The following is a 22059-nucleotide window of genomic DNA, read 5'->3' as shown; positions in this document are numbered from 1 at the left end:
ATCATGAATGAGCCTAATGCCCCTTTGGGGCTAATCTGAAAATCAAAGCCTCCGTTTTTAACGGAGGTTTTTTACTTTCTTGTCCGATTAAATGTATTGTGAATAATAAAGCAGTAAGAGCCAACAAGTATGATTTATTCATAGGTAGTTATTAATATTTGCTAACGTTTGGTATGGAAAGTTGCGTATTTTTGTGCGAGGATTTTCCGAAGGATAATCAGAAGCTAGCAAACGAGCAACTGACATTGGTTTAGCTAAAACTAGTAATTTTTTATATTTTGTTAGCAAACGGTTTTTTTATGTTTTTATCATGTTTATTGTTCCATAAGAGTAATGCCCTTTTGGCAATCTGTCTCTAAAATCTGTAAAATATTTCCACAAATCGAATTCGGCATTCATTTTATTTAATATATTTCTAACATTTATTATTTCTTGCATATTTGGATTTTGAAAACTCTCATTTTCAGGTTCCCAATACGAGTAAACTCGTCTTGTTTTTTCTATTCCGATTTCAAAAACGTATGTTTTTCCGTCAAATCCTTTTGGATAGTTTTCAATTTCCGAACAGTCTTTTAAGGACTCGATATTTTCAGATTCTACAGATTTGATTAATTTCTCAACTGTTTTATTTGGAATTTTTATTCTCTGAAAAACAATTTCGTTTTTCTTCTTACTTTTTTTGTGAGTGACAAAACTTGTCAAAGTTCCGATGTAAGTTGAGTCAGTTATTTTAAATAACTCCACTACTTGGTAATGAGTCCAAATCCGATAAGCTTTTTCAAAATTTAGACTGTCGTAATGTTTTAATCCGATTTCAATTCGGTTAGATTCTATATATGGATTCCAATAGGATTCCTTTTCGGATTGTCCAAATGCGAAAGTCGTAATCAGACTTAAAATTAATATATGGATTACGTTACTCAACTGTTTGCCAACGTGTTATATAGTAACCTTTATTACTTATATTCTGTAAATATGTCAGGATAAAGTAGTTTTATAGTTAATGTTATCCAGTAAATATAATTTTTTCTGTTTTAAATGAAGAATTTTCTTAATGTTTTTTTATGCTTCAACATTAAGAACAAACAGGTGTCACTTACAAGAATTACAATAGTTGTTACTTGCTCAAATTTTTAATACGTTCCAACAACGTAGGGTGCGAATAGTGCATAAACACATAGGCTGGATGTGGTGTTAAGTTGCTCAAACTATTCTTGGAAAGTTTTTTTAATGAGGTGATGAGCGGTTCGCCTTTATAGGTGTTTTTGGCGTAATCATCAGCTTGGTATTCAAACTTTCTAGAAAACCAATTCATAATTAAACCCGTAATTTCAGAAATAGGTGAGTAAAGCAGTCCAAAAGCAATCAACCCAATATGAAAACTAGGTATTTCTACTCCCAAAGCATTCGATAATAAAGGGTTTGATATAAATAAGGATAAAATATAAAGCGTTAACCCCGTTAGCAAAACAGAGGTAATTAAATTAAAAATAATGTGTTTCTTTTTGTAGTGTCCAACTTCGTGCGCTAAAACGGCAACAATTTCTTCATCATCCAAATCGTTAATCAACGTATCGTAAAGGGTAACGCGTTTTTCGCTGCCAAAACCAGAAAAATAAGCGTTGGCTTTGGTGCTGCGTTTGGAGCCATCTATCACAAAAATTTTATCGAGTTTAAAACCAACAGTTTGGGCATAGGCTGCAATTTTATCGCGCAAACTGCCATCTTCTAAAGGTGTTTGTTTATTAAAAAGAGGCACAATAAGTTTGGAATAAAACATATTCATAAAAATGGTAAATACTGCAACCAAGCCCCAAGCATAGAGCCAAAAATAACTTCCAGTAGATTGGTAAAACCAAATAATTAAAGCTAAAATACCACCGCCTACAATAGCCATCATAAGCCAGCCTTTTATTTTATCGAGGATAAAGGTTTTAAGGGTGGTTTTGTTAAACCCGAATTTCTCTTCAATAACAAAGGTACTGTAATACGAAAAAGGCGTGGTTAAAATATCGCTACCAATCATGATGATTCCAAAGAAGATAAGCGCAATGAGTATGGGATGGTTGCTATAGCTTCTAGCAATGGTGTCTACAAACTCAAACCCGTCCAAAATTAAAAATCCTAAGGTTAATAGTAGAGAAAAAGTAGAAGTAATCAACCCAAATTTATAATTGGTTGCCTTGTAATTTTGCGATTTTTTATATTCAGTGTCATCATAAACATCCTGCAATTCTTTAGGAAGCGCATCGTTAAAATGTTTGGCATTTAAAGCGTCCAAAATCTTATCAACAATAAAATTGATGATGATGATGGCTATGATGATGTAGAATAAGGTTTCTGAATTCATGTTGTTGTAAGAAATATAATTAACGAAAAACAAAAATAGAAACTAAATGTCACACTGAGCGCAGTCGAAGTGCTTATTTGTCTAGATACTTAAAATGAGTTGCATTTCTACATTCAGCTAAAATTTGCAACATATTAAAATCACCTTTTATTAAAGCTTCTTTCTTGGCTCGAGTCCATTTTTTTATTTTCTTTTCAAAATATATAGCTAGCAATACATCATTAAAAGTTTCGTAAAACTTAACTTCTATTGGTCTTCGCTTATAAGTGTAACAATTTCTATGTCTTCCATATGTATGTTCTTCTATGCGCTTATCTAAATTACTTGTAATTCCAGTGTAATAAGAACCATCGGAACATTTTAATATGTAAACATAATAGAAATACATGTTTTAAAGTTTATTAGGTTTGCAATAGCACTTCGACTGCGCTCAGTGTGACATCTAGTTTGTCATTCAAATCCACGTTGTCTTTTCGCCTCAAAAATAAGAATTCCCGCAGCAACGGATACGTTCATGGAATCTATTTCGCCTTGCATTGGGATAATAATATTTTGTGTTGCGTTTGCTAGCCACTCATCACTTAAACCCGTGGCTTCTGTACCAACCACAATGGCAGTTGGTTTTGTGAAATCTTGCGTGTTATAATGGACCGAAGCCTGTAAAGCAGCGCAATAAATAGCGATATTATGGGCTTTTAAAAACGCGATAATTTCAGAAGTTGAACCCGTAACAACGTTGTTTGTAAACACGCAACCTACACTAGAACGGATGATGTTTGGGTTGTATAAATCGGTTTTTGGGTTGGCAATAATTACGGCATCTACATTGGCGGCATCGGCAGTTCGTAAAATGGCACCAATATTTCCCGGTTTTTCGGGAGCTTCAGCAACTAAAATTAAAGGTGATTTTGTGTTGAATTTTAAATCGGTAATGTTATGGTTTTTGTTTTTGGCAACCGCTATAACACCTTCGGTGGTATCTCGATAGGCCAGTTTATGGTATACTTCGGTGGAAACCTCTATGAAGTTTAGTTGTTTAGTTGTTAAGTTGTTAAGTTGCGCTTCTGAAATTATTTCAGGATTAAACAACACGCTTTCCAACTGGTAACCGCCTTTTAATGCCAGAGTTATTTCGCGTTCACCTTCAATTAAAAACAAGCCGCTTTTTTTACGTTCGCGCGATTTGTCTTTTAATTGAACCAATTGTCGAATTAATGGATTTTGTGAGCTGGATATTAATTTTGTAGTCAATTATTTACTATGTTTGTTTTGCAAATTTACGTTATATGAAATGACCATGATGAACCAAACGCAAAAAATTATGAATATTTTCTTTATCGCATTGAATCTGACAATTAAAAAACAAATAAAAATATACATATGGAATTAAAAATTACTTTTTTGTTTATCGGTTTGTTATCTTTTGCAGGTTTTTCTCAGATTGGAGGACCACCGGCTCCTTGTGGATATTTTGTGGAATACGCTTGTGATGATAATGAAGATGGTTTTGCGCAATTTAATTTAGTTGAATTATTTCCATTTTCTACTTTTTGTAGACAAGATAAAGGAAATCCAGAAGATTATTACCCAATAGTTTATTATGAAACGAGCGAGGATATGTATAATGAAACAAATCCTATAATAAATCCGGAAACATATACAAACACATCCAATTCACAAATCATCTATTACCGAACTAATAAAATTTTTCCAGATAGTATAGAATATCTTGTAGCGGAAAATTATATAGAAGTAAAAAGATTAGCTTATTCTATACCAGATTATGAACTGTATGGAACAACCCTAGGTGAATCTGTAGAATTTGACTTAACGAGTGTAAATTTGTTATGTATGGGTAATTCAAATACAAATTATTCTATTACTTACCATTTATCCCAGACGGATGCTAGTTCGGGAATAAATCCCATAGCGACTCCTTCAAGTTACTCAATTAATGATTCGCAAGATATTTATGTAAGGGGGGAGCATAATTTAACCGGTTATGTTGAAACGACTTCATTTGTAATAAGAGTTTTGTTTGCAGTCGCTCATAACCCAGTCGTACCTTTCATATACAAGTGTGATTTTGATGAAAATAGGGAAGATGGTATTTTGGAAATAGATTTGACAAAGTATGATGCTATAATTTTAGGAAATCAAGACCCTGAAAATTTTACAGTTTCTTACTATTTGTCTCAAGTAGATGCAGAAAGTAAGCTAAACCCTCTGCCAATAACTTATGCTGTTCCCGACCAATTAACAGTTTATGCAAGAGTAGATGAGAATTCAAAAGGTAGTTATGCTATAACATCTTTTGTTTTTTCAATTTTCGTACCACCTATAGTAGGACCATTAGACCCATATGAGGTTTGTGATGAAGATGGTGATGGTAAAGCAGTTTTTGACTTGTCCTTAATATGGGATGAAATAAATAGTGGGGGCATTATTTATGATATGCCAATATTCGACACTTATGATGGTGCTTTGAATGGTGATTATAACCATTTTATACTTTTTAATAACTATGAAAATGTTACAAACCCTCAAACCATCTATGTTAAGGTTGAAGATATGGAAGGTTATGGTTGTTATACTATTTTGCCGGTAGAGTTGGTTGTCAAGGATTGCTCTCAAGCAGGTGTCATTGAAGTCAATGCGTTTTATGATGAAAATACTAACTCAACTTTAGATGCTGAAGAAATTAATTTTTTAAATGGTAAACTTACCTACGAAAAAAATAATGATGGTGTTCAGCATGACTCATATTCTTCTACTGGAGTTTTTAGATTAATAAGTGAAAATGAATCAGACAGCTTCAGTGTATATTACCAATTAGATGATGGATTTCAACAATGTTATAACCTTACAACCGCTTCATACGAAAATATTAGTGTATCCAATGGAAGCAAAGTAGTTTATAATATTCCAATCAATAAGGTTCAAGATTGCAGTGATATCGCTGTCTATTTGGTTTCTTATGCATCACCAAGACCTGGTTTTGATTACCATAATTATTTAGTTATTCAGAATAAAGGACTGGAGCCTGTTACATCGGGTTCAGTAGAGTTCATTCATGATGAATCGATTGTATTTAACGATGTATCTTTTGTGGATGCAGGAAATTCTATTACCAATACATCAACAGGTTTTATTTTGAATTTTAATAATTTAGAACCTAATACTTCTGAAATTGTAAGAGTAAATATGGTAGTTCCAGTACCAACCAGTTTAGGAACTGTATTAACAAATACAGCTAACTATTCTAGTAATGATTTAGACACAACAAATAATACGTCGTCACTATCAGAAACTGTTATAGGTTCCTACGACCCAAATGATATCATGGAATCACACGGACCAGAAATTTTTTATGATGATTTCTCTAGTGATGATTATTTGTTTTACACTATAAGATTTCAAAATGTTGGAACTGCTGATGCTATTAATGTTTCAATAGATAATACGTTAGACTCTAGATTGGATAAATCTACTATACAAATGTTAAGTGCTAGTCATGATTATGTGTTTACAAGAACAGATAACCAGTTAAATTGGCAATTTGATAACATACATTTACCAAGTGAGGTTATGGATGAACCTAATAGCCACGGTTATGTGTATTACAAAATTAAACCATTGTTAGGGTATGATGTGGGCGATATAATCCCTAACACTGCCGAAATTTATTTTGATTTTAACCCAGCGGTTGTAACCAATACGTTTGAAACAGAATTTATAGCAACGCTTTCCAATAAACAATTTGATAATGCTGATTTTTCAATATATCCAAACCCAACTAATAATTTAGTGGAATTGAAACTCAGCAATAAAACAAATAATAATTTAGATATACATCTTTATGATGTTCAAGGGAAATTAATTCTTCATTCTAAACATGAATTAAAAAACAATACAGCAGAATTTAATGTATCAAATTTGAAAAGCGGACTTTATTTTCTTGAAGTTTCAGATGGAATTAATCAAATTACAAAAAAGTTACTTGTAAATTAAAGAGTTTCTGTTTCAAAATAATTAACCAACAAGGCTACCACATAGCTATAACTCTCCATGCCTTTGGCTTGTTGATTGGCTTTTAGGTACGAACTATATGTGCTTTTAAAAAGTGGTTCCAAGGGGTTTTCGTAGCTGTCCCAAAACTCGCGGGCTTCTTTATAATTATTTAAAACACCTTTGTTTACTGTCTCGTAAAGTGTTTCGAATAAAGCTTCATCACGTTTATAAATTTCATTCAGGCAAAAACGAAGCGCAAAGGTGTAACCCGAATAATTAAAATAAATATCGTCATGGCTTATGGCAGCTAAACATCCAATAAAATTCGCTTCATTTTCAGCAGCATACCCAAGTTGGTGTGCCATTTCGTGCGATGTGGTGGTTGGGAACAAGTAAACGGGAATCAAAGCATCCACCTGTGCTTCATTAGTTAACGGATTCAAATACCCACTAAAACCCATATAAGTCAAAGGGTAACTGAATAAGGATTTTTTAACACTGGCCGGTTGGTATTCCAACTTAGGAAAGCTATTTTTTAAATTTTTATATCCAAGCGGCGCCATATCTAAAATGACGCTTTTGCTATATGGAATATCAATTTTCAACGTATCGTCACCAGCAATTTCAAAGTAAATGGCATTCGATTTTTCTATTAACTTTTTAGTAACCGCCACCAATTGCTCCGTATTATAATCATGTTTTAAATTCAAACTTTTATGCAGTGGCAATCGGTAATAATTCAAGGCCCAAAACAAATGAAACGCAAAATAGATAATAGACACCGCACTTAGCACATCAACCACCCATTGTTTGGTGTCTTTCCGCAGCCGTTTTCGGTTGGTGTAAACCCACCTAAAAATGTAAACAATGGCCAAGGCATATACCAAATCTCCAAACGAAAACGGCAACCAGCCCAACGCATACCTAAGCGTCTTAGAAATATATGGGTATGCACCTTCGCTATAAAAGGTTTCAATAAATTCGGGGTAGTTAGATGCCCATTTTATAAATATATACTGAGGAATCAGCAAAAGGGCAATAATCGTTTTTGTGTTTTTCGGCATGCTTCAAAAGTAATAAAAATTTGTACCCAATAGCCGTTGTTTGTTTATTAAGGTTTCTTCCTGCTTTCGGCTATATCTTTTTTGTGCTAATGGTGTTTCAGTATCTTGTTAAATTCAGTTTTAGTTATAAGTGTTTGGTTTTCAATAAATTTTAGATAAGCACAAAAAAGGATGCCGCCTCAATCAGGAGTAGCTGCCAAAGTCCGTACCTTTTTGCTACCTTTACAAAACTTAAAAAAAGCATCATGAATTCAGAAATAAGACAACTGCAACCAACCCAACTTTGGAATAAATTCGCCGATTTAAACGCGGTACCACGACCCTCAAAAAAAGAAGAACGTGTTATTGCTTTTATAAAAAACTTTGGTGAAACCCTGGGTTTGGAAACCATCGTAGATGAAGTAGGGAATGTTATCATTAAAAAACCAGCCACCTCAGGTATGGAAAACAGAACTACCGTGGTTATGCAGTCGCATTTGGATATGGTGCATCAAAAAAACAACGATACTGTTTTCGATTTTGATACCCAAGGTATTGAGATGTATGTAGATGGCGACTGGGTACGTGCCAAAGGAACTACTTTGGGCGCTGATAACGGTTTGGGAGTAGCCACCATTATGGCCATTTTAGAAAGCTCAGACATTCCGCATCCAGCTATTGAAGCTTTGTTTACCATTGATGAAGAAACGGGTATGACGGGTGCCATGGGCTTAAAAGCAGGTTTGCTTACAGGCGGCATTTTATTGAATTTGGATACCGAGGAAGATGATGAAATAGGTGTAGGTTGTGCAGGTGGTATTGATGTTACGGCTACCAGAACCTACCAAGAAGAAGAAACCCCAGAATTTAAAATAGGTTTTAGCATCGAGGTGAAAGGTTTGCAAGGTGGACATTCCGGAATGCAAATTCATGAAGGCTTGGGCAATGCCAATAAAATTATGAACCGTTTGTTGTTTGATGGTTTTGAAAATTTTGGTTTAAGGATTTCTGAAATTGATGGTGGTAGCTTGCGCAATGCCATCCCAAGGGAAAGTAAAGCCATTGTTGCCACAGATGCCATTCATGAAGAAACCTTTGTTTCAGAAATTAACGATTTGGCAGCAACCATAAAAACCGAGTTAAAAACCATGGAACCCGATTTAAAAATTGTGGTTACTAAAGTGGAAACACCAAAAACCATTATGGATTTAGGCGTTCAAGAAGGGTTTACAAGAGCTTTGTATGCGGCGCAAAATGGCGTGTATAGAATGAGTGCCGATATCCCCAATTTGGTGGAAACTTCCAATAATATTGCAAAAGTTGTGGTGAAAGATGGAAACATTCATGTGGGTTGTTTAACACGCTCATCGGTTGAAAGTTCTAAACTCGATTTAGCCAATACATTACGTGCTACCTTTGAGTTAACAGGTTGTGAGGTGGAGTTTTCGGGCGATTACCCTGGGTGGACACCCAATATGCAATCACCCATTTTAAAAGTGCTTTCAAAAATTTATAAAGATATGAATGGGGAAGAAGCTCACGTAGCTGCATGTCATGCTGGATTGGAATGTGGCATTCTAGGGCAAAATTATCCCGATATGGATATGATTAGTTTTGGCCCGAATATTAAAGGTGCCCATTCGCCTGATGAACGTGCTCAAATTTCATCAGCCCAAAAATATTGGAAGTTTGTTTTGGAGATTTTGAAGCATATTCCTGTGAAGCAATAATGAATAATAGTGCATTTCGTCGATAAAATTTGCTTTTAATCTGTAAATTTTACATATTTGTTTACCAGCTGACAAATGTTTAAAAGCATTTTTTTAAATGAAACATAAAGTAAGCACTAGCCGCCTCTAAAGAGAAACATTTAAAAAAATGCTTTTTAATTTTATTTAGAAGTTTAAATTATTAAAAGTTATTTTTTAAGGCACAGGGTCATACCCACTTCCACCCCAAGGATGGCAACTAAATATACGTTTTATGGCGAGCCATCCACCTTTAAACAAACCATGTTTTTGTAGTGCTTCTTTGGTGTAGTGCGAACAGGTGGGTTGGTATCTACACGTTGCAGGCGTTAATGGCGATATCAATGTTTGGTATACTTTTATCAAAAATAAAAACGGTGCTATGAGTAGTTTCATTGTTGTTAAGCTGTTAAGTTGTTAAGCTGTTAAGTTGTTAAGTCGAAGTAAACCAATCAACTTAACGACCTACGGCTTTACGACTTACAAAATTACTACAAACTAAAAGTGGTGCCTTCCTTACCATCTTTTAATTGAATGCCAACAGCAGCCAATTCATCACGGATTTTATCGGACATGGCAAAATCTTTGTTCGCTCTGGCTTCTTGTCTTAATTTAATCAATATATCAACAGCACCAGAAAGTTTGTCGGTTCCCGAGTCTTTATTAGTTGCGTTTTCCAACCCTAAAACATCAAAAACAAATATGTTTAAACTGTCTTTTAAAAGCGCTAAATCTTCACTAGTGATGCTTGAAGCGCCTTCTTTAATTTGGTTGATGAATTTTACGGCTTCAAATAAATTTGCAATTAAAATAGGGGAGTTGAAGTCGTCGTTCATGGCATCGTAACATTTCTGTTTCCATGCGTTTATGTTCATAGACGATGTTTCCGATGTTTTTAAACCATCTAATAAATTAATGGCATCCATCAATCTGTAAAAACCTTTTTCACTGGCCAATAAACCTTCATCGGTTAAATCGAGCACGCTTCTGTAATGTGCTTGTGCAATAAAAAAACGAATGACACTTGGTGCAAACGCTTTGCTAAAGAATTTGTTATTTCCCGAAAGCAACTCATCTGGATTTACCGTGTTTCCGGTAGATTTAGACATGCGTTGTCCGTTCAACTCCAGCATATTGGCGTGCATCCAATAGTTTACGGGCGATTGCCCTTTCGCAGCTTCGTTTTGAGCGATTTCACATTCGTGGTGCGGAAATTTTAAATCCATACCACCACCATGTATATCAAATTGGTCGCCCAGATATTTGGTACTCATGGCGGTACATTCTAAATGCCACCCAGGAAATCCATCACCCCAAGGCGAAGGCCAACGCATAATGTGTTGTGGTTCTGCTTTTTTCCAAAGAGCAAAGTCTTGCGGATTTTTTTTATCGCTTTGTCCGTCCAATTCACGGGTGTTGTGAATTAAATCCTCCAATTTACGCTTGCTTAATATACCGTAATCGTTGGTTTCGTTGAATTTATGAACATCGAAATAAACCGATCCGTTTACTTCATATCCATATCCGTTATTTATAATATCTTTAATAAGTTCAATCTGTTCAATAATATGACCCGTAGCGGTTGGTTCAATACTAGGCGGTAAAAAATTGAATGTGTTTAATATGTTATGAAAATCTATGGTGTAGCGTTGCACTACTTCCATAGGTTCTATTTGTTCTAAACGTGCTTTTTTGGTTATTTTATCTTCACCAGCATCGGCATCATTCTCTAAATGACCAGCATCAGTAATATTCCTTACATAGCGTACTTTGTAGCCCAAATGTTTTAGGTAGCGAAAAATCATATCAAAAGACATAAAAGTTCGAACGTTTCCTAAATGCACATTACTATAAACCGTTGGTCCGCAAACATACATGCCTATATAACCTTCGTTAATAGGTTTAAAGGTTTCTTTGGTGCCTGTAAGTGAATTGTATATTTTGATGTGTTGGTCTTTAAATAACTGCATGATTAGGTATGTCGTGAGTTGTTTATTGTTGAATTGTTTGTTGCTTAGTTATGATGTTGATTATTTGTTTCGACTCAACAACTCACAACTAAACAACTTACAAATTAGAACTTAGTATCTAATTTAATATAATCTAAAAATTCTCTACGAGTTGACTCTTCTTTGAATTTTCCTCCAAATTCTGAAGTAACCGTACTGCTTTCAATATCGCGAATACCTCTAGAGTTTACGCATAAATGTTTGGCATCAATAACACAGGCTACATCTTCGGTGTTTAAAACTGTTTGAAGTTCTTTTACAATTTGTATGGTTAAGCGTTCTTGTACCTGTGGGCGTTTAGCGTAATAATCAACAATGCGGTTCATTTTTGATAAACCAACTACCGACCCGCTTGAAATGTAAGCAATATGTGCTTTTCCAACGATAGGTAATAAATGGTGTTCGCAAGTTGAGTAAACGGTAATGTTTTTTTCAACCAACATTTCACCATATTTATATTTGTTGTCGAAGGTAGAAGCGCTTGGTTTTTTCTTAGGATCTAAGCCACCAAAAATTTCTTTAACAAACATTTTAGCCACACGGTTTGGGGTGCCATTCAAACTATCATCGGTTAAATCTAAGCCTAAGGTTTCCATAATGTGTCGCACATCATCCTTAATGATTTCAATTTTTTCTTCGTTAGAAAGCTTAAAAGCATCATTTCTTAAAGGTGTATCAGACGATGTTCCTATGTGGTCGTCTCCTAAAGATTCAAATTCTTCTATGTTATTTTCAATTTTCATGCGTTGTTTTTATTGTTTTTATCTGTCACATGTTACATCCATATAGTCCTTAACTTGGTGCCGACTTTTGGTTATGGATGTTTTATCTATAAACTAAATCACAATTTTGGTCTGCAAAGATAAGCAAAACACTTTTCTTATGTTTTGTATTATCAAACAATTAATTTACTAGTGTGTCTGTCTGCGTTTTATGAGGTAAATTACAATTAAAATGAGAAAGCCTGAACTTTTTTAAATTCAGGCTTTCTTTTGAAATTTTTATGAATGCCATTAAATATTAAAACTTAATGATAATGTTATATTAGAGTTTGTTTTGTCAATTACAGCAGCATCGGTTAATCCAACATTATATAAAGGTGTTTCGTTGGTTCTATTTGCTTGGTCGTAGGTTACATCTAATTTTGTGTTTCCAAAGCTATAACCAATACCTAAAGAATACCCCGTTAAATCACCAACTGTTACGCCGTCTTTATATGGGCTTTCTTCAAAACGGTAACCACCTCTTAAACTAAATTGCTTTATTTTATATTCGCCACCCAATCTGTAAGTAGAGGCAGCTGTAAGTATATTGCTCATTATGTCGTTTTGTTCTGCAAAAAAGGTATCAGATTCTGGTTTAAATTTAGTTTTGCTATAATCTTTTCTAGAATAATCAAAACTTAACAAGCCTTGTGTTCCGAAAACATATGCTAAACTTCCTGTAATTTTTGATGGCGTTTGTAGTTTATATTGTGGGTACACATTTACTGTTTGAGGATTGATAACTTGAGTTTCGGTTGGACCAAAATAAGAGTGAACTGTTGAAAGGTATTGAGTTGTTTCTTCTTCAATGGTGTACCAAGTAGGGGAATCGAAAGCAACACCTAACCTGAACTCAGGGCTTAATTTTATAATACCGCCTAATTGAAATGAAAACCCGTTTCCTCTAGTTGATAAAGTATTTTCAAATTCAATATTATTAACTAAAGATCCAGCATTTGAATTATTTTCAAATAGCAAAGTAGATTTTTGGTAATCAATGAAATGGGAATTTAAATTTAGTCCTAAATATAAATTGTCTTCATATTGAGTTGCCATGTTAAAAGATATTTTTCCATTATATCCTGTAGATGCGTATGAATAATTATGAGTAAAATTTCCAGAAGCTAAATTTGACGAATATAAAGTGTTAGCATCATCATTTATATCATCTGCTTCTAAAATAAAAGATTCAAATCCTAAAAAAGCTTGTTGATGCGCAAAGCCGTAAGTATTCCCTATATCGGTGTAGGCATCGCTTAATGATTCATCATCAAAAGCTGAAATTTGATCCAATCGTTTTCCGTTTGCATTAAGAAAAAAATAACCTGCAATTGAATTGGCAGGGCTTCTTACTACATCATTGTTGTCAATAAACACATCATCTTTAGTATTTGTGCCTACAGCATTCCAAATATCATCATAATTATTGGTTCTATCGTATGCGACACCTATTGAGAATTTTCTCCAAGGTGAATTGTTTCTGCTTTCGAAAACAAAGGCAGCACCACCTTGATTGATGTCAAAATTAGAGGTGTTGCTAGTAGTAAAACCATTAAAATATTGGGTGTCGTTTGAAGTATCAACATTTGAAAAGGTGATAGAAGCATGGCTTTGGCTAAATACAGCAGAACTTGCAGGATTAATGCTAACCGCACTCATATCGCCACCCAAGGCACCAAATGCACCACTTAAAGCTCTAAAACGAGCGGTTCCTTGAATTTCACTTTGTGAATATCGTAACGCGTCACTTATATCTTGTGCGTTTAATGAGCACACCGATAGCATGCCTATAAATAGTAGGTTTAACTTTTTCATAGTGTATATTTAAATTTGTTAACGTCTTCCACCACTGCCTGAAGAACCTGAACTTCTACTGCCGCCAGAGCTTCCACTTGAAGATCTTGAACTGCTGCTAGAAGAAGAACTAGAACTTGGTGTGTAGCTTCTGCTAGGTGTATAAGAGGAGTTGCTGCTAGAAGAAGATCTAGAAAACGTTCCTGTATTATTCCTGTTTGAAGGTGTATAAGTGCTTCCTGAACTTCGTCTTACAGTAGATGAAGATCTGGTAGTAGAATTTGCTGAAGGTGTACTTGTGCTATAAGTAGTTCTTCTTTGAGTATCAGAATAAACACGTGTTCCGTTAGAGTTGTATTGTCTCGAAGTATACGCTGCTGATGGCGAAGTACTTGCATTTACACTGCTTCTTCTTGAAGTATTGTATTTAGAAGAAGTTGTTCCAGAATTAACCGAACTACCACTACGTCTAGAAGTACTGTAGGTGTTGTTGCTTAAACTTGTAGCGTTATTACTGTAATTGCTGCCTCTTCGGCTTGCACTGTAAGAAACATTTCTTCGGTTATAGTAAGTTCCGTTGCCGTTATACCAATTATTGTATCCATAATATCTATAAGGATGTCCATAATAACCATAACCCCAAGGGTTGTAAGCCCAACTATTATAGTAAAAACCACCATAAAAACCTGTATTCCAAAATGGGTCGTATCCGTAACCCCAATTGTTCCATCCTCTGTTCCAGCGATTATTCCATCCCCATCCATACATAAACGGATCATTCCAACCCCAATTATTCCAACCATTGTTGATATAATTAATAGTTACTGAATTGGAAGTTTGTCCCCAGCCGCCATAACCTTGGTAATTATTGTTTAAAGTGTCGTTTTCAACATAGTTGTTGCCTTCGTAAGTATCAATATCGGTAAATATTTCATTGTCGGCAACCATATATTCGGTCTCTATAGCTTTATTTTTAAAGTAATTTTGATAGTAATTGCTGTTAGAGTTTTGTGGTGTTTCAACTACCGTTTCTTCATACTGAACGGTTCTTGTAGTACTGCCATAAATACCGTCGTTATCTGTACCAACATATTGATAAGAACCACATGAGTATAAACCAAATACTAAGCTAAGAATTGCCAAGTAGGGCATTTTTTTTATTAAGTATTTATTTAATTGCATATCTCTTGATTTTTATTGTTGAACATAACAAAAATAGTTAGTTTTGCTGAACTATTTTTATATTTAACATAGTCACAATATTTGTGCCAAAATAATGATATGAGTAAAAAACTTACGAGTAGGGCGGAAGATTATTCCAAATGGTATAACGAATTGGTTGTGAAAGCAGACCTAGCAGAGAATTCGGCGGTTCGTGGTTGTATGGTAATTAAGCCTTATGGCTATGCTATTTGGGAAAAAATGCAGGCGGAATTAGATAGAATGTTTAAGGAAACAGGACATCAAAACGCGTATTTTCCATTATTTGTTCCAAAAAGCTTGTTTGAAGCTGAAGAGAAAAACGCTGAAGGCTTTGCAAAAGAATGTGCCATTGTAACACATTATAGATTGCAAGCCGACCCTGATAAACCAGGAAAATTACGAGTGGATCCAGAGGCAAAATTGGAGGAAGAATTGATAGTACGCCCAACCAGTGAAGCAATTATTTGGAATACCTATAGAAACTGGATTCAATCTTATAGAGATTTACCTATATTAATTAACCAGTGGGCAAATGTGGTGCGTTGGGAAATGCGTACACGTTTGTTTTTGCGTACGGCGGAATTTTTATGGCAAGAAGGACATACAGCCCATGAAACAAAGGCGGAAGCGATAGCGGAAGCAAAGTTGATGAATAATGTGTATGCAACTTTTGTTGAAAATTTTATGGCTATTCCCGTGGTGCAAGGTGTGAAAACCGAAAGCGAACGTTTTGCAGGTGCCGATGAAACCTTTTGTATTGAAGCATTAATGCAAGATGGGAAAGCGCTTCAAGCAGGAACATCACATTTTCTTGGACAGAATTTTGCCAAAGCGTTCGATGTTAAGTTTGCTAACAAGGAAGGAAAGCAAGATTACGTTTGGGCAACATCGTGGGGTGTTTCTACCCGTTTGATGGGTGCATTAATTATGACGCATAGCGATGACAACGGATTGGTGTTGCCACCAAGTTTGGCGCCAAATCAAGTGGTTATTGTTCCTATATATAAGACTGATGAAGAATTTGCCGCAGTATCGGAAGTTGCTAAAAGTATTCAAAGTGATTTGAGAGCAAAAGGTATCACGGTTAAGTTTGATGATAGAGATACGCAACGCCCTGGTGCAAAATTTGCACAACACGAATTGCAAGGCGTGCCTTTACGAATTGCCATTGGACCAAAAGATTTGCAAAACGGTACAGTTGAACTAGCAAGACGAGATACTTTAACTAAAGAAGTGGTTTCTTTAAACGATTTAACCACCAAGGTCGAAAGTTTGTTAAAAGAAATACAAGATACTTTATTTAAAAAAGCGTTGGATTTTAGGGATTCCCATATCACAGAAGTAAATTCTTTTGAGGAATTTAAAGATGTTTTAGAGAAAAAAACAGGGTTTATATCAGCGCATTGGGATGGTACTAATGAAACCGAAGAGAAAATAAAAGAGCTTACAAAAGCGACTATTAGATGTATTCCTTTGGAAATGAAGGAGGAAGAAGGTATTTGTGTGTACTCAGGAAAACCGTCAAAAGGCAGAGTGTTGTTTGCAAAAGCGTACTAAGAAAAAAATTTTCAAAAAAGTTTGCACAACTATTGCGACATTTAAAAATAGTTGTATTTTTGCATCCGCAATGGAAACGTTGTGAGTTATTTGAAAAAATAGTTGTGTAAATTTTAAATTTTTAAGTTGTAGATTTGAAAATTAAATTTATCTTTGCACACTCAAAAAAACAAATGGCCCGTTCGTCTATCGGCTAGGACGCCAGGTTTTCATCCTGGTAAGAGGGGTTCGATTCCCCTACGGGCTACAATTTTTAAAAAAAATAAAGTAAAAATGGCAAATCATAAGTCAGCATTAAAAAGAATTAGAAGTAACGAAGCTAAGCGTTTGGTTAACAAATATCAGCATAAAACAACTCGTAATGCTATTAAAAAATTACGTGAGTTAACTGATAAGAAAGAAGCTGAAGCGTTATTTCCTTCTGTAGTTTCTATGTTAGATAGATTAGCTAAGAAAAATGTAATTCATTTCAATAAAGCTGCTAACCTTAAATCTGGTTTAGCTAAGCACATTGCTACGCTTTAAGACGTTCATTTTTAAAAAATATTTAAAAAGCTTCTCAATACCGAGAGGCTTTTTTTTATGGAGAGTTTTTGTATTGGACTTTTTGTGAAGTTATTGAAAAAGGTTAAAATAAAAATGTAAAATCATAGAATAAATAGCCGTTTTTGATTTCTAAAAATATAAATTTGCATTGTTAAAAAATTAATTATTCACATAAATATTACCCTTTTGGAAAATAAAGCAGCACTTAAATTAATTGATAAAATTCTGAACGATCTTGATAAAACAGGTATCAATACAGATACATTGGTTAACGATATTAAAGAGTTAAGAACTTATGCCTTAGAAGAGCAAATTCCGTTAGTAGTAAAAGTTCTAAGACTTACTTATGAGCATATTGAAGAGAACGGTACATTTTTAATTCCTATGCTTGTTGATGAAGAAGATGAAGATGTTGAAAACGATGTAGAAAACGAACCAGTTGAAAGCTTAAAATATTTAATTGCGCTTATAAAAAACCTGAATAACAAAATAAATATTTCTGACTTAAAAGAATATAGAGATCTTTTAAATCAATATTAAATAGAAGCGATTTTTCATATATAAAAAAGCCTTAACAAGTTTGTTAAGGCTTTTTAAGTTTAGTTTAATGTTTAGTTAGAGTGTTTCCCGTTTTCACGGGAATGACAATTTTAATGGAAACCTCAAAGCTGAGCATTGAGGAATCATTTTTTAATTATCCATTCATGGATATTAAAAATTCTTCGTTGTTTCTGGTTTGTTTGAAACGATCGTTGATGAATTCCATAGCTTCAACAGGGTTCATATCTGCAAGGTACTTGCGCATTACCCACATACGTTGTATGGTGTTTTCATCTAACAATAAATCATCGCGACGTGTGCTTGAAGATGTTAAATCAATCGCAGGGAAAATACGACGGTTCGATATTTTTCTATCTAACTGAAGCTCCATGTTTCCTGTTCCTTTGAATTCTTCAAAAATAACCTCGTCCATTTTAGAACCAGTTTCAGTAAGTGCGGTAGCAATAATGGTTAAAGAACCACCATTTTCAATATTACGAGCAGCACCAAAGAAACGTTTTGGTTTGTGAAGAGCGTTGGCATCAACACCACCACTTAATATTTTGCCCGAAGCAGGTTGTACGGTATTGTATGCACGTGCCAAACGTGTAATAGAATCTAAAAGAATGACCACATCGTGCCCACATTCTACCAAACGTTTTGCTTTTTCAAGAACGATGTCGGCAATTTTAACGTGCTCGTGTGCTTCTTTATCGAAGGTAGAAGAAATAACTTCACCACGTACATTACGTTGCATATCGGTAACCTCTTCAGGACGTTCGTCAATCAATAAGATCATTAAATAAACTTCGGGGTGGTTGGCGGCAATAGCGTTGGCAACATCCTTCAATAGCATGGTTTTACCCGTTTTTGGTTGTGATACAATCATACCACGTTGTCCTTTTCCAATAGGAGAGAACAAATCCATAATTCGAGTAGAAATGGTGCTTTGTTTTTCAGCAATATTGAATTTTTCTTTTGGGAATAACGGCGTTAAATGCTCAAAAGAAACACGGTCTCTTACCACTTCTGGTTTCTGCCCGTTTATTTTTATGACTTTAATTAATGGGAAATATTTTTCGCCTTCTTTTGGAGGACGTACATTTCCTAAAACCGTATCGCCTTTTTTCAATCCGAATAAACGAATCTGCGATTGCGATACATAAATATCATCAGGAGACGATAAATAGTTGTAGTCCGATGAACGTAAAAAACCATACCCGTCTTGCATAACGTCTAAAACACCTTCACTTTCAATAATGGCATCAAATTCAAAATCTGGTTCGCGGTAACGGTTTCTTGTATCTTTATTCCCAGCGTCCACATTTATATTGCCATTTTTTTGGTTTTTGTGTTGATTTTTTTGAGGCTGATTTTGATTGTGCTCTCTTTTTTGGTTCGCCGGTTTTTGTTGGTTGTCGTTAGAACGCTCGTTTTGAACTCTAGGTTTAGGCGTGTTAAGGGGTTTTTTGTCTTCTTTGGTTTCTTGAGGTGCTTTTTCAACAGGAGTAACTGTTTTTTCAGCCGCTGGTGTTACCGGTGTGTTTTTTATAGGTTTTACTACACGCTGTCTCGGTTTTTTAGCTTCCTTTTTTTCAGGAGTGCTAGCCGCAGGTTGTGGTGTAGGTTCTATAACTGCTTCTACCGCTTTTGGGTTAGTAGCTTGATGATCTAGAATTTGGTAAACTAAATCGGCTTTTTTTAAGGAACGGTACTTTGGAACGTTCAATTTTTGTGCAATCTCTTGTAGGTCAGAGAGTTTCTTTTCGTTTAATTGTGAAATTTCAAACATAAATGTTTATTGAATATGTGTTTTGACTTTGAATTTGAGTTGTTCTGAAAAAAAATGAATTTTTATTCTGAAGAATTAACAACCTCTATGCGTGGTTGTTGAAGATTACTAATGCAATTATACAACTTTATTTTAATAATTTACATTTATTTTTCAAAAGAAACTATTATTTTTGCTCACACGTATTTTAAAAATTATATGTTACAACGCATTCAAACGGTATATCTTTTAATCGCAGCCATAGTTTCTGCTGGGTTAATATTTGTATTGCATTTATGGGTTACCAATGAAGACGTTGTGGTATACGCCAAAGATAATTTGCTGTATTTAGGCATGTTTTTGGCATCGGCATTATTATCAATAATAACCATATTTAAGTATAAAAAAAGGAAGTCACAGTTTATGCTGGGGCGACTTAACATCATATTAAACTTTATTTTATTAGGATTTTTTGTGTATCAATCTCTAAATGTATCTGGAGAAACGGCGGTTTCTGAGAAAGGTATTGGGATGCTTCTCCCTATTGTTTCTATCGTATTTTTGGCCCTAGCCAATAAGGCCATCAAGAAGGATGAAGATCTCGTAAAATCTGTAGATCGATTACGATAAAACCTTATATCTTAGTAGTATTAGTGCGTTAAAAACCCAAAGTGAAAACTTTGGGTTTTTTATTTTATTTGGGCGTTACCCAAAGGGTCGGGCTATCCATTACAAGTCCTCGCTCCTGTGTCGCTGTGGGCTTTCCATTACTATCCCTAACAATCTGTCCGTTTAAATCTTTAATCCATGTGCTGTCATATTTAAAAGTAACAGTTTGAAGCCAATTTATATAAAACAAAAAAGTCTGGAAATTTTCCAGACTTTTTAAACTTTTACTAAAGTAAAGGTCTACTTTATTTCAACAAGTTCTAAATCGAACGTTAAATCTTGTCCTGCCAATGGGTGGTTCGCATCAATAATAATGTGTTCTTCATGAACTTCCGCCACACGGAATTGTACTTCAGAACCATCAGGGTTTTTTGAAGCTAATCCCATACCAACTTCTGGTGTCATATCTTGGGGTAATTGATCTCTCTTTACTTCGTGAAACAATTCTTTTTGAACGTCGCCGTAGGCTTCAGCAACAGGAATATTAATTGTTTTTTTCTCATTAACCTTCATGTTTACCACGCCTTTTTCAAAACCAGGAATCAACATGCCTTGTCCTAAAGTTATTTCCAACGGCTCTCTGTCTAAAGAACTGTCAAAAATTTGACCATTGCTTAATTTTCCTGTGTAATGAACTCTTACGGTATCATTTTCTTTTACTTGACTCATAAATAATTATGTTTTCTATTTAAAATTGGGACAAAACTACAATTTATGAGACGATTGCCATAATTTAAGCGGATTAATGCTAGTGTTTAATAAAACATTAACAAAATAATGGATAAAATAGAGCAAAATGTTTCTTTAAAGCGGCAATTGTAGATTATTTCTTGAATTCAATCACTTCCAGATTATCAATTTTAGTATCATCAATAGTAAAACGAAGCATGGTACGTACTTTATGGAACCCATGTTTGCCAACAGCACCCGGATTCATGTGCAATAAATTCAATTTTTTGTCGGACATTACTTTTAAAATATGCGAATGCCCACAAATAAATAGTTTTGGCGGGTTGGCTCTTATCTCTTCACGAACACGTATGTTATAAGCGCCTGGGTAGCCGCCAATGTGGGTGATCCAAACATCGACACCTTCGCATATAAACCGATTGTTTTCGGGGAATTCACCTCTAATTTTAGCATCATCAATATTTCCCCATACAGCACGCAATGGTTTTAATGCTTTAATGGCATCGGTAACTTGTAAATCGCCAATATCGCCGGCATGCCAAACTTCATCCGCTTGTTTTACATATTTTATAACGTCGTCATCTATATAGCTGTGTGTATCGGAAAGTAAAAGTATTTTGGTCATTAATTAATAACTGTGGTGTTTGCTGGTAAAGTTATAAATAATTGTTTTAAAAAGGTTGTGAACTTAGGATATGCTTTTTTTGAATTTGTGAGAAAAAAAATCTAAATTCGTTTTAATAGTATACCTGAACTTTTAAAAAGTGAGACTTATGATTGATATTTTTAGTGGAAGTGTGGAGGAAACCATGATTATTAGAAATTTATTGGAAAGCAAAAACATTCAAGTGTTTTTAACCAATCAACTTATGGCTAGCATTGAGCCCATTGCGGTAAGTTCGGGTGGATTTAATGCCGTAACACTTAAGATCAACGAAGAAGATTTTGAAAAGGCAAAAAAGGTTCTTGAAGATTACAATAATGGGAACCTGAGTTTATAGTAATATGGTATTTATTTAGTTAAGACCTCAAATGGATTTTATCATGAAATTAGATGAAAAACAATCGAACTACTACAAAAAGTGGGAGTCAATACGAAACAATAAACTAAAATATTTGTTTAAAAAAGCAATGCTTGATTATGCATTGCCTTTTTCGATTTTTATGACAATTTTTGAACTTATAGATAGTCGATTTATTTTTTCATATAAAATTCTAACAGATTTTTTGATTTTGTTTTTAATAGGATCTGTTTTAGGAACTATAGTAGCACTGATTTCATTTAGAATTAGCGAAAAAAAACACATTAAATTCAAAGGAAACCTTCACAATGAATGATGTACATTTAAAATGTATTGTATAGA

At 34.5% G+C, this 22059-nt stretch carries 21 protein-coding genes and 1 tRNA gene; 9 read left to right on the top strand and 13 right to left on the bottom strand.

Annotated elements, in window-relative coordinates:
• Window positions 1–297: 297 nt before the first annotated feature.
• The 4 genes from ACGK9U_RS15170 to ACGK9U_RS15155 form a co-directional block, all read right to left on the bottom strand.
• Window positions 298–924: a hypothetical protein gene (locus tag ACGK9U_RS15170; protein ID WP_394467360.1), complete on the bottom strand. Its 627-nt coding sequence runs from the start codon at window positions 922–924 to the stop codon at window positions 298–300.
• A 193-nt stretch (window positions 925–1117) separates the two neighbouring features.
• Window positions 1118–2350 carry a M48 family metallopeptidase gene (locus tag ACGK9U_RS15165; protein WP_394467359.1) on the bottom strand — a complete coding sequence of 411 codons (1233 nt, stop codon included), beginning with the start codon at window positions 2348–2350 and terminating at the stop codon, window positions 1118–1120.
• Window positions 2351–2423: 73 nt separating this feature from the next.
• Complete coding sequence (locus ACGK9U_RS15160) at window positions 2424–2738, bottom strand: GIY-YIG nuclease family protein (protein WP_394467358.1); 315 nt, start codon at window positions 2736–2738, stop codon at window positions 2424–2426.
• A 62-nt stretch (window positions 2739–2800) separates the two neighbouring features.
• On the bottom strand, window positions 2801–3601 hold the full coding sequence (locus ACGK9U_RS15155; RefSeq protein ID WP_394467357.1) for a TrmH family RNA methyltransferase: 801 nt from the start codon (window positions 3599–3601) through the stop codon (window positions 2801–2803).
• A 129-nt stretch (window positions 3602–3730) separates the two neighbouring features.
• Here ACGK9U_RS15155 and ACGK9U_RS15150 point away from each other — a divergent pair, with 129 nt between their 5' ends.
• Window positions 3731–6361, top strand: coding sequence for a T9SS type A sorting domain-containing protein (locus ACGK9U_RS15150; protein ID WP_394467356.1), 2631 nt, complete (start codon window positions 3731–3733; stop codon window positions 6359–6361).
• On the opposite strand, the gene ACGK9U_RS15145 is transcribed toward ACGK9U_RS15150, so the two are convergent.
• Window positions 6358–7425 carry a DUF3810 domain-containing protein gene (locus ACGK9U_RS15145; RefSeq protein ID WP_394467354.1) on the bottom strand — a complete coding sequence of 356 codons (1068 nt, stop codon included), beginning with the start codon at window positions 7423–7425 and terminating at the stop codon, window positions 6358–6360. The two genes, ACGK9U_RS15150 and ACGK9U_RS15145, sit on opposite strands and share 4 nt — an antisense overlap.
• Before the next feature lie 245 nt (window positions 7426–7670).
• Between ACGK9U_RS15145 and ACGK9U_RS15140 the strand changes: the two genes are divergently transcribed.
• Window positions 7671–9134, top strand: a complete 1464-nt coding sequence (locus tag ACGK9U_RS15140; RefSeq protein ID WP_394467352.1) for an aminoacyl-histidine dipeptidase — start codon at window positions 7671–7673, stop codon at window positions 9132–9134.
• Window positions 9135–9329: 195 nt separating this feature from the next.
• Here ACGK9U_RS15140 and yidD read toward each other — a convergent pair whose 3' ends face one another.
• From yidD to ACGK9U_RS15115, 5 genes are all read right to left on the bottom strand, one after another.
• Window positions 9330–9548, bottom strand: a complete 219-nt coding sequence (yidD, locus tag ACGK9U_RS15135) for a membrane protein insertion efficiency factor YidD (protein ID WP_394467351.1) — start codon at window positions 9546–9548, stop codon at window positions 9330–9332.
• 95 nt (window positions 9549–9643) lie between these two features.
• On the bottom strand, window positions 9644–11122 hold the full coding sequence (cysS, locus tag ACGK9U_RS15130) for a cysteine--tRNA ligase (protein WP_394467350.1): 1479 nt from the start codon (window positions 11120–11122) through the stop codon (window positions 9644–9646).
• 104 nt (window positions 11123–11226) lie between these two features.
• Complete coding sequence (folE, locus tag ACGK9U_RS15125; RefSeq protein WP_394467348.1) at window positions 11227–11904, bottom strand: GTP cyclohydrolase I FolE; 678 nt, start codon at window positions 11902–11904, stop codon at window positions 11227–11229.
• A 270-nt stretch (window positions 11905–12174) separates the two neighbouring features.
• Window positions 12175–13740 (bottom strand): transporter, encoded by a 1566-nt coding sequence (locus tag ACGK9U_RS15120; RefSeq protein WP_394467346.1) that lies wholly within the window; start codon window positions 13738–13740, stop codon window positions 12175–12177.
• Window positions 13741–13758: 18 nt separating this feature from the next.
• Window positions 13759–14901, bottom strand: coding sequence for a hypothetical protein (locus ACGK9U_RS15115; protein ID WP_394467345.1), 1143 nt, complete (start codon window positions 14899–14901; stop codon window positions 13759–13761).
• A gap of 99 nt (window positions 14902–15000) precedes the next feature.
• Between ACGK9U_RS15115 and proS the strand changes: the two genes are divergently transcribed.
• The 4 genes from proS (at window position 15001) to ACGK9U_RS15095 (ending at window position 17565) form a co-directional block, all read left to right on the top strand.
• Entirely contained in the window at window positions 15001–16479 is a 1479-nt protein-coding gene (proS, locus tag ACGK9U_RS15110; RefSeq protein WP_394467343.1) for a proline--tRNA ligase, read from the top strand.
• A gap of 175 nt (window positions 16480–16654) precedes the next feature.
• Window positions 16655–16726, top strand: a tRNA-Glu gene (locus ACGK9U_RS15105).
• A gap of 26 nt (window positions 16727–16752) precedes the next feature.
• A complete protein-coding gene (gene rpsT, locus ACGK9U_RS15100) occupies window positions 16753–17004 on the top strand; it encodes a 30S ribosomal protein S20 (protein WP_209655231.1) in 252 nt (83 codons plus the stop codon).
• A 207-nt stretch (window positions 17005–17211) separates the two neighbouring features.
• Window positions 17212–17565 carry a hypothetical protein gene (locus ACGK9U_RS15095; protein WP_394467342.1) on the top strand — a complete coding sequence of 118 codons (354 nt, stop codon included), beginning with the start codon at window positions 17212–17214 and terminating at the stop codon, window positions 17563–17565.
• Window positions 17566–17719: 154 nt separating this feature from the next.
• Here the strand turns inward: ACGK9U_RS15095 and rho are convergent, their stop codons facing one another.
• The gene (gene rho, locus ACGK9U_RS15090; protein ID WP_394467340.1) at window positions 17720–19357 is read right to left on the bottom strand and encodes a transcription termination factor Rho; all 1638 of its coding nucleotides are present in this window, start codon (window positions 19355–19357) and stop codon (window positions 17720–17722) included.
• A 198-nt stretch (window positions 19358–19555) separates the two neighbouring features.
• Here rho and ACGK9U_RS15085 point away from each other — a divergent pair, with 198 nt between their 5' ends.
• Window positions 19556–19966, top strand: a complete 411-nt coding sequence (locus ACGK9U_RS15085; RefSeq protein ID WP_394467338.1) for a DUF4293 domain-containing protein — start codon at window positions 19556–19558, stop codon at window positions 19964–19966.
• 279 nt (window positions 19967–20245) lie between these two features.
• On the opposite strand, the gene ACGK9U_RS15080 is transcribed toward ACGK9U_RS15085, so the two are convergent.
• Together ACGK9U_RS15080 and ACGK9U_RS15075 are read right to left on the bottom strand one after the other, a co-directional pair.
• Window positions 20246–20674, bottom strand: coding sequence for a peptidylprolyl isomerase (locus ACGK9U_RS15080; protein WP_394467336.1), 429 nt, complete (start codon window positions 20672–20674; stop codon window positions 20246–20248).
• A gap of 154 nt (window positions 20675–20828) precedes the next feature.
• The gene (locus ACGK9U_RS15075) at window positions 20829–21320 is read right to left on the bottom strand and encodes a metallophosphoesterase family protein (RefSeq protein WP_394467334.1); all 492 of its coding nucleotides are present in this window, start codon (window positions 21318–21320) and stop codon (window positions 20829–20831) included.
• Between the two features lie 148 nt (window positions 21321–21468).
• Between ACGK9U_RS15075 and ACGK9U_RS15070 the strand changes: the two genes are divergently transcribed.
• Together ACGK9U_RS15070 and ACGK9U_RS15065 are read left to right on the top strand one after the other, a co-directional pair.
• Window positions 21469–21696, top strand: a complete 228-nt coding sequence (locus ACGK9U_RS15070) for a putative signal transducing protein (RefSeq protein WP_394467333.1) — start codon at window positions 21469–21471, stop codon at window positions 21694–21696.
• A 43-nt stretch (window positions 21697–21739) separates the two neighbouring features.
• Window positions 21740–22033: a hypothetical protein gene (locus ACGK9U_RS15065; protein WP_394467332.1), complete on the top strand. Its 294-nt coding sequence runs from the start codon at window positions 21740–21742 to the stop codon at window positions 22031–22033.
• The last annotated feature ends 26 nt before the right edge of the window (window positions 22034–22059 follow it).

It is taken from the genome of Mariniflexile sp. HNIBRBA6329 (genome assembly GCF_043558645.1).
Lineage (GTDB): Bacteria > Bacteroidota > Bacteroidia > Flavobacteriales > Flavobacteriaceae > Mariniflexile.
Note: the sequence above shows the minus strand (reverse complement) of the source record. Positions and strands in the feature narration are given on the sequence as shown.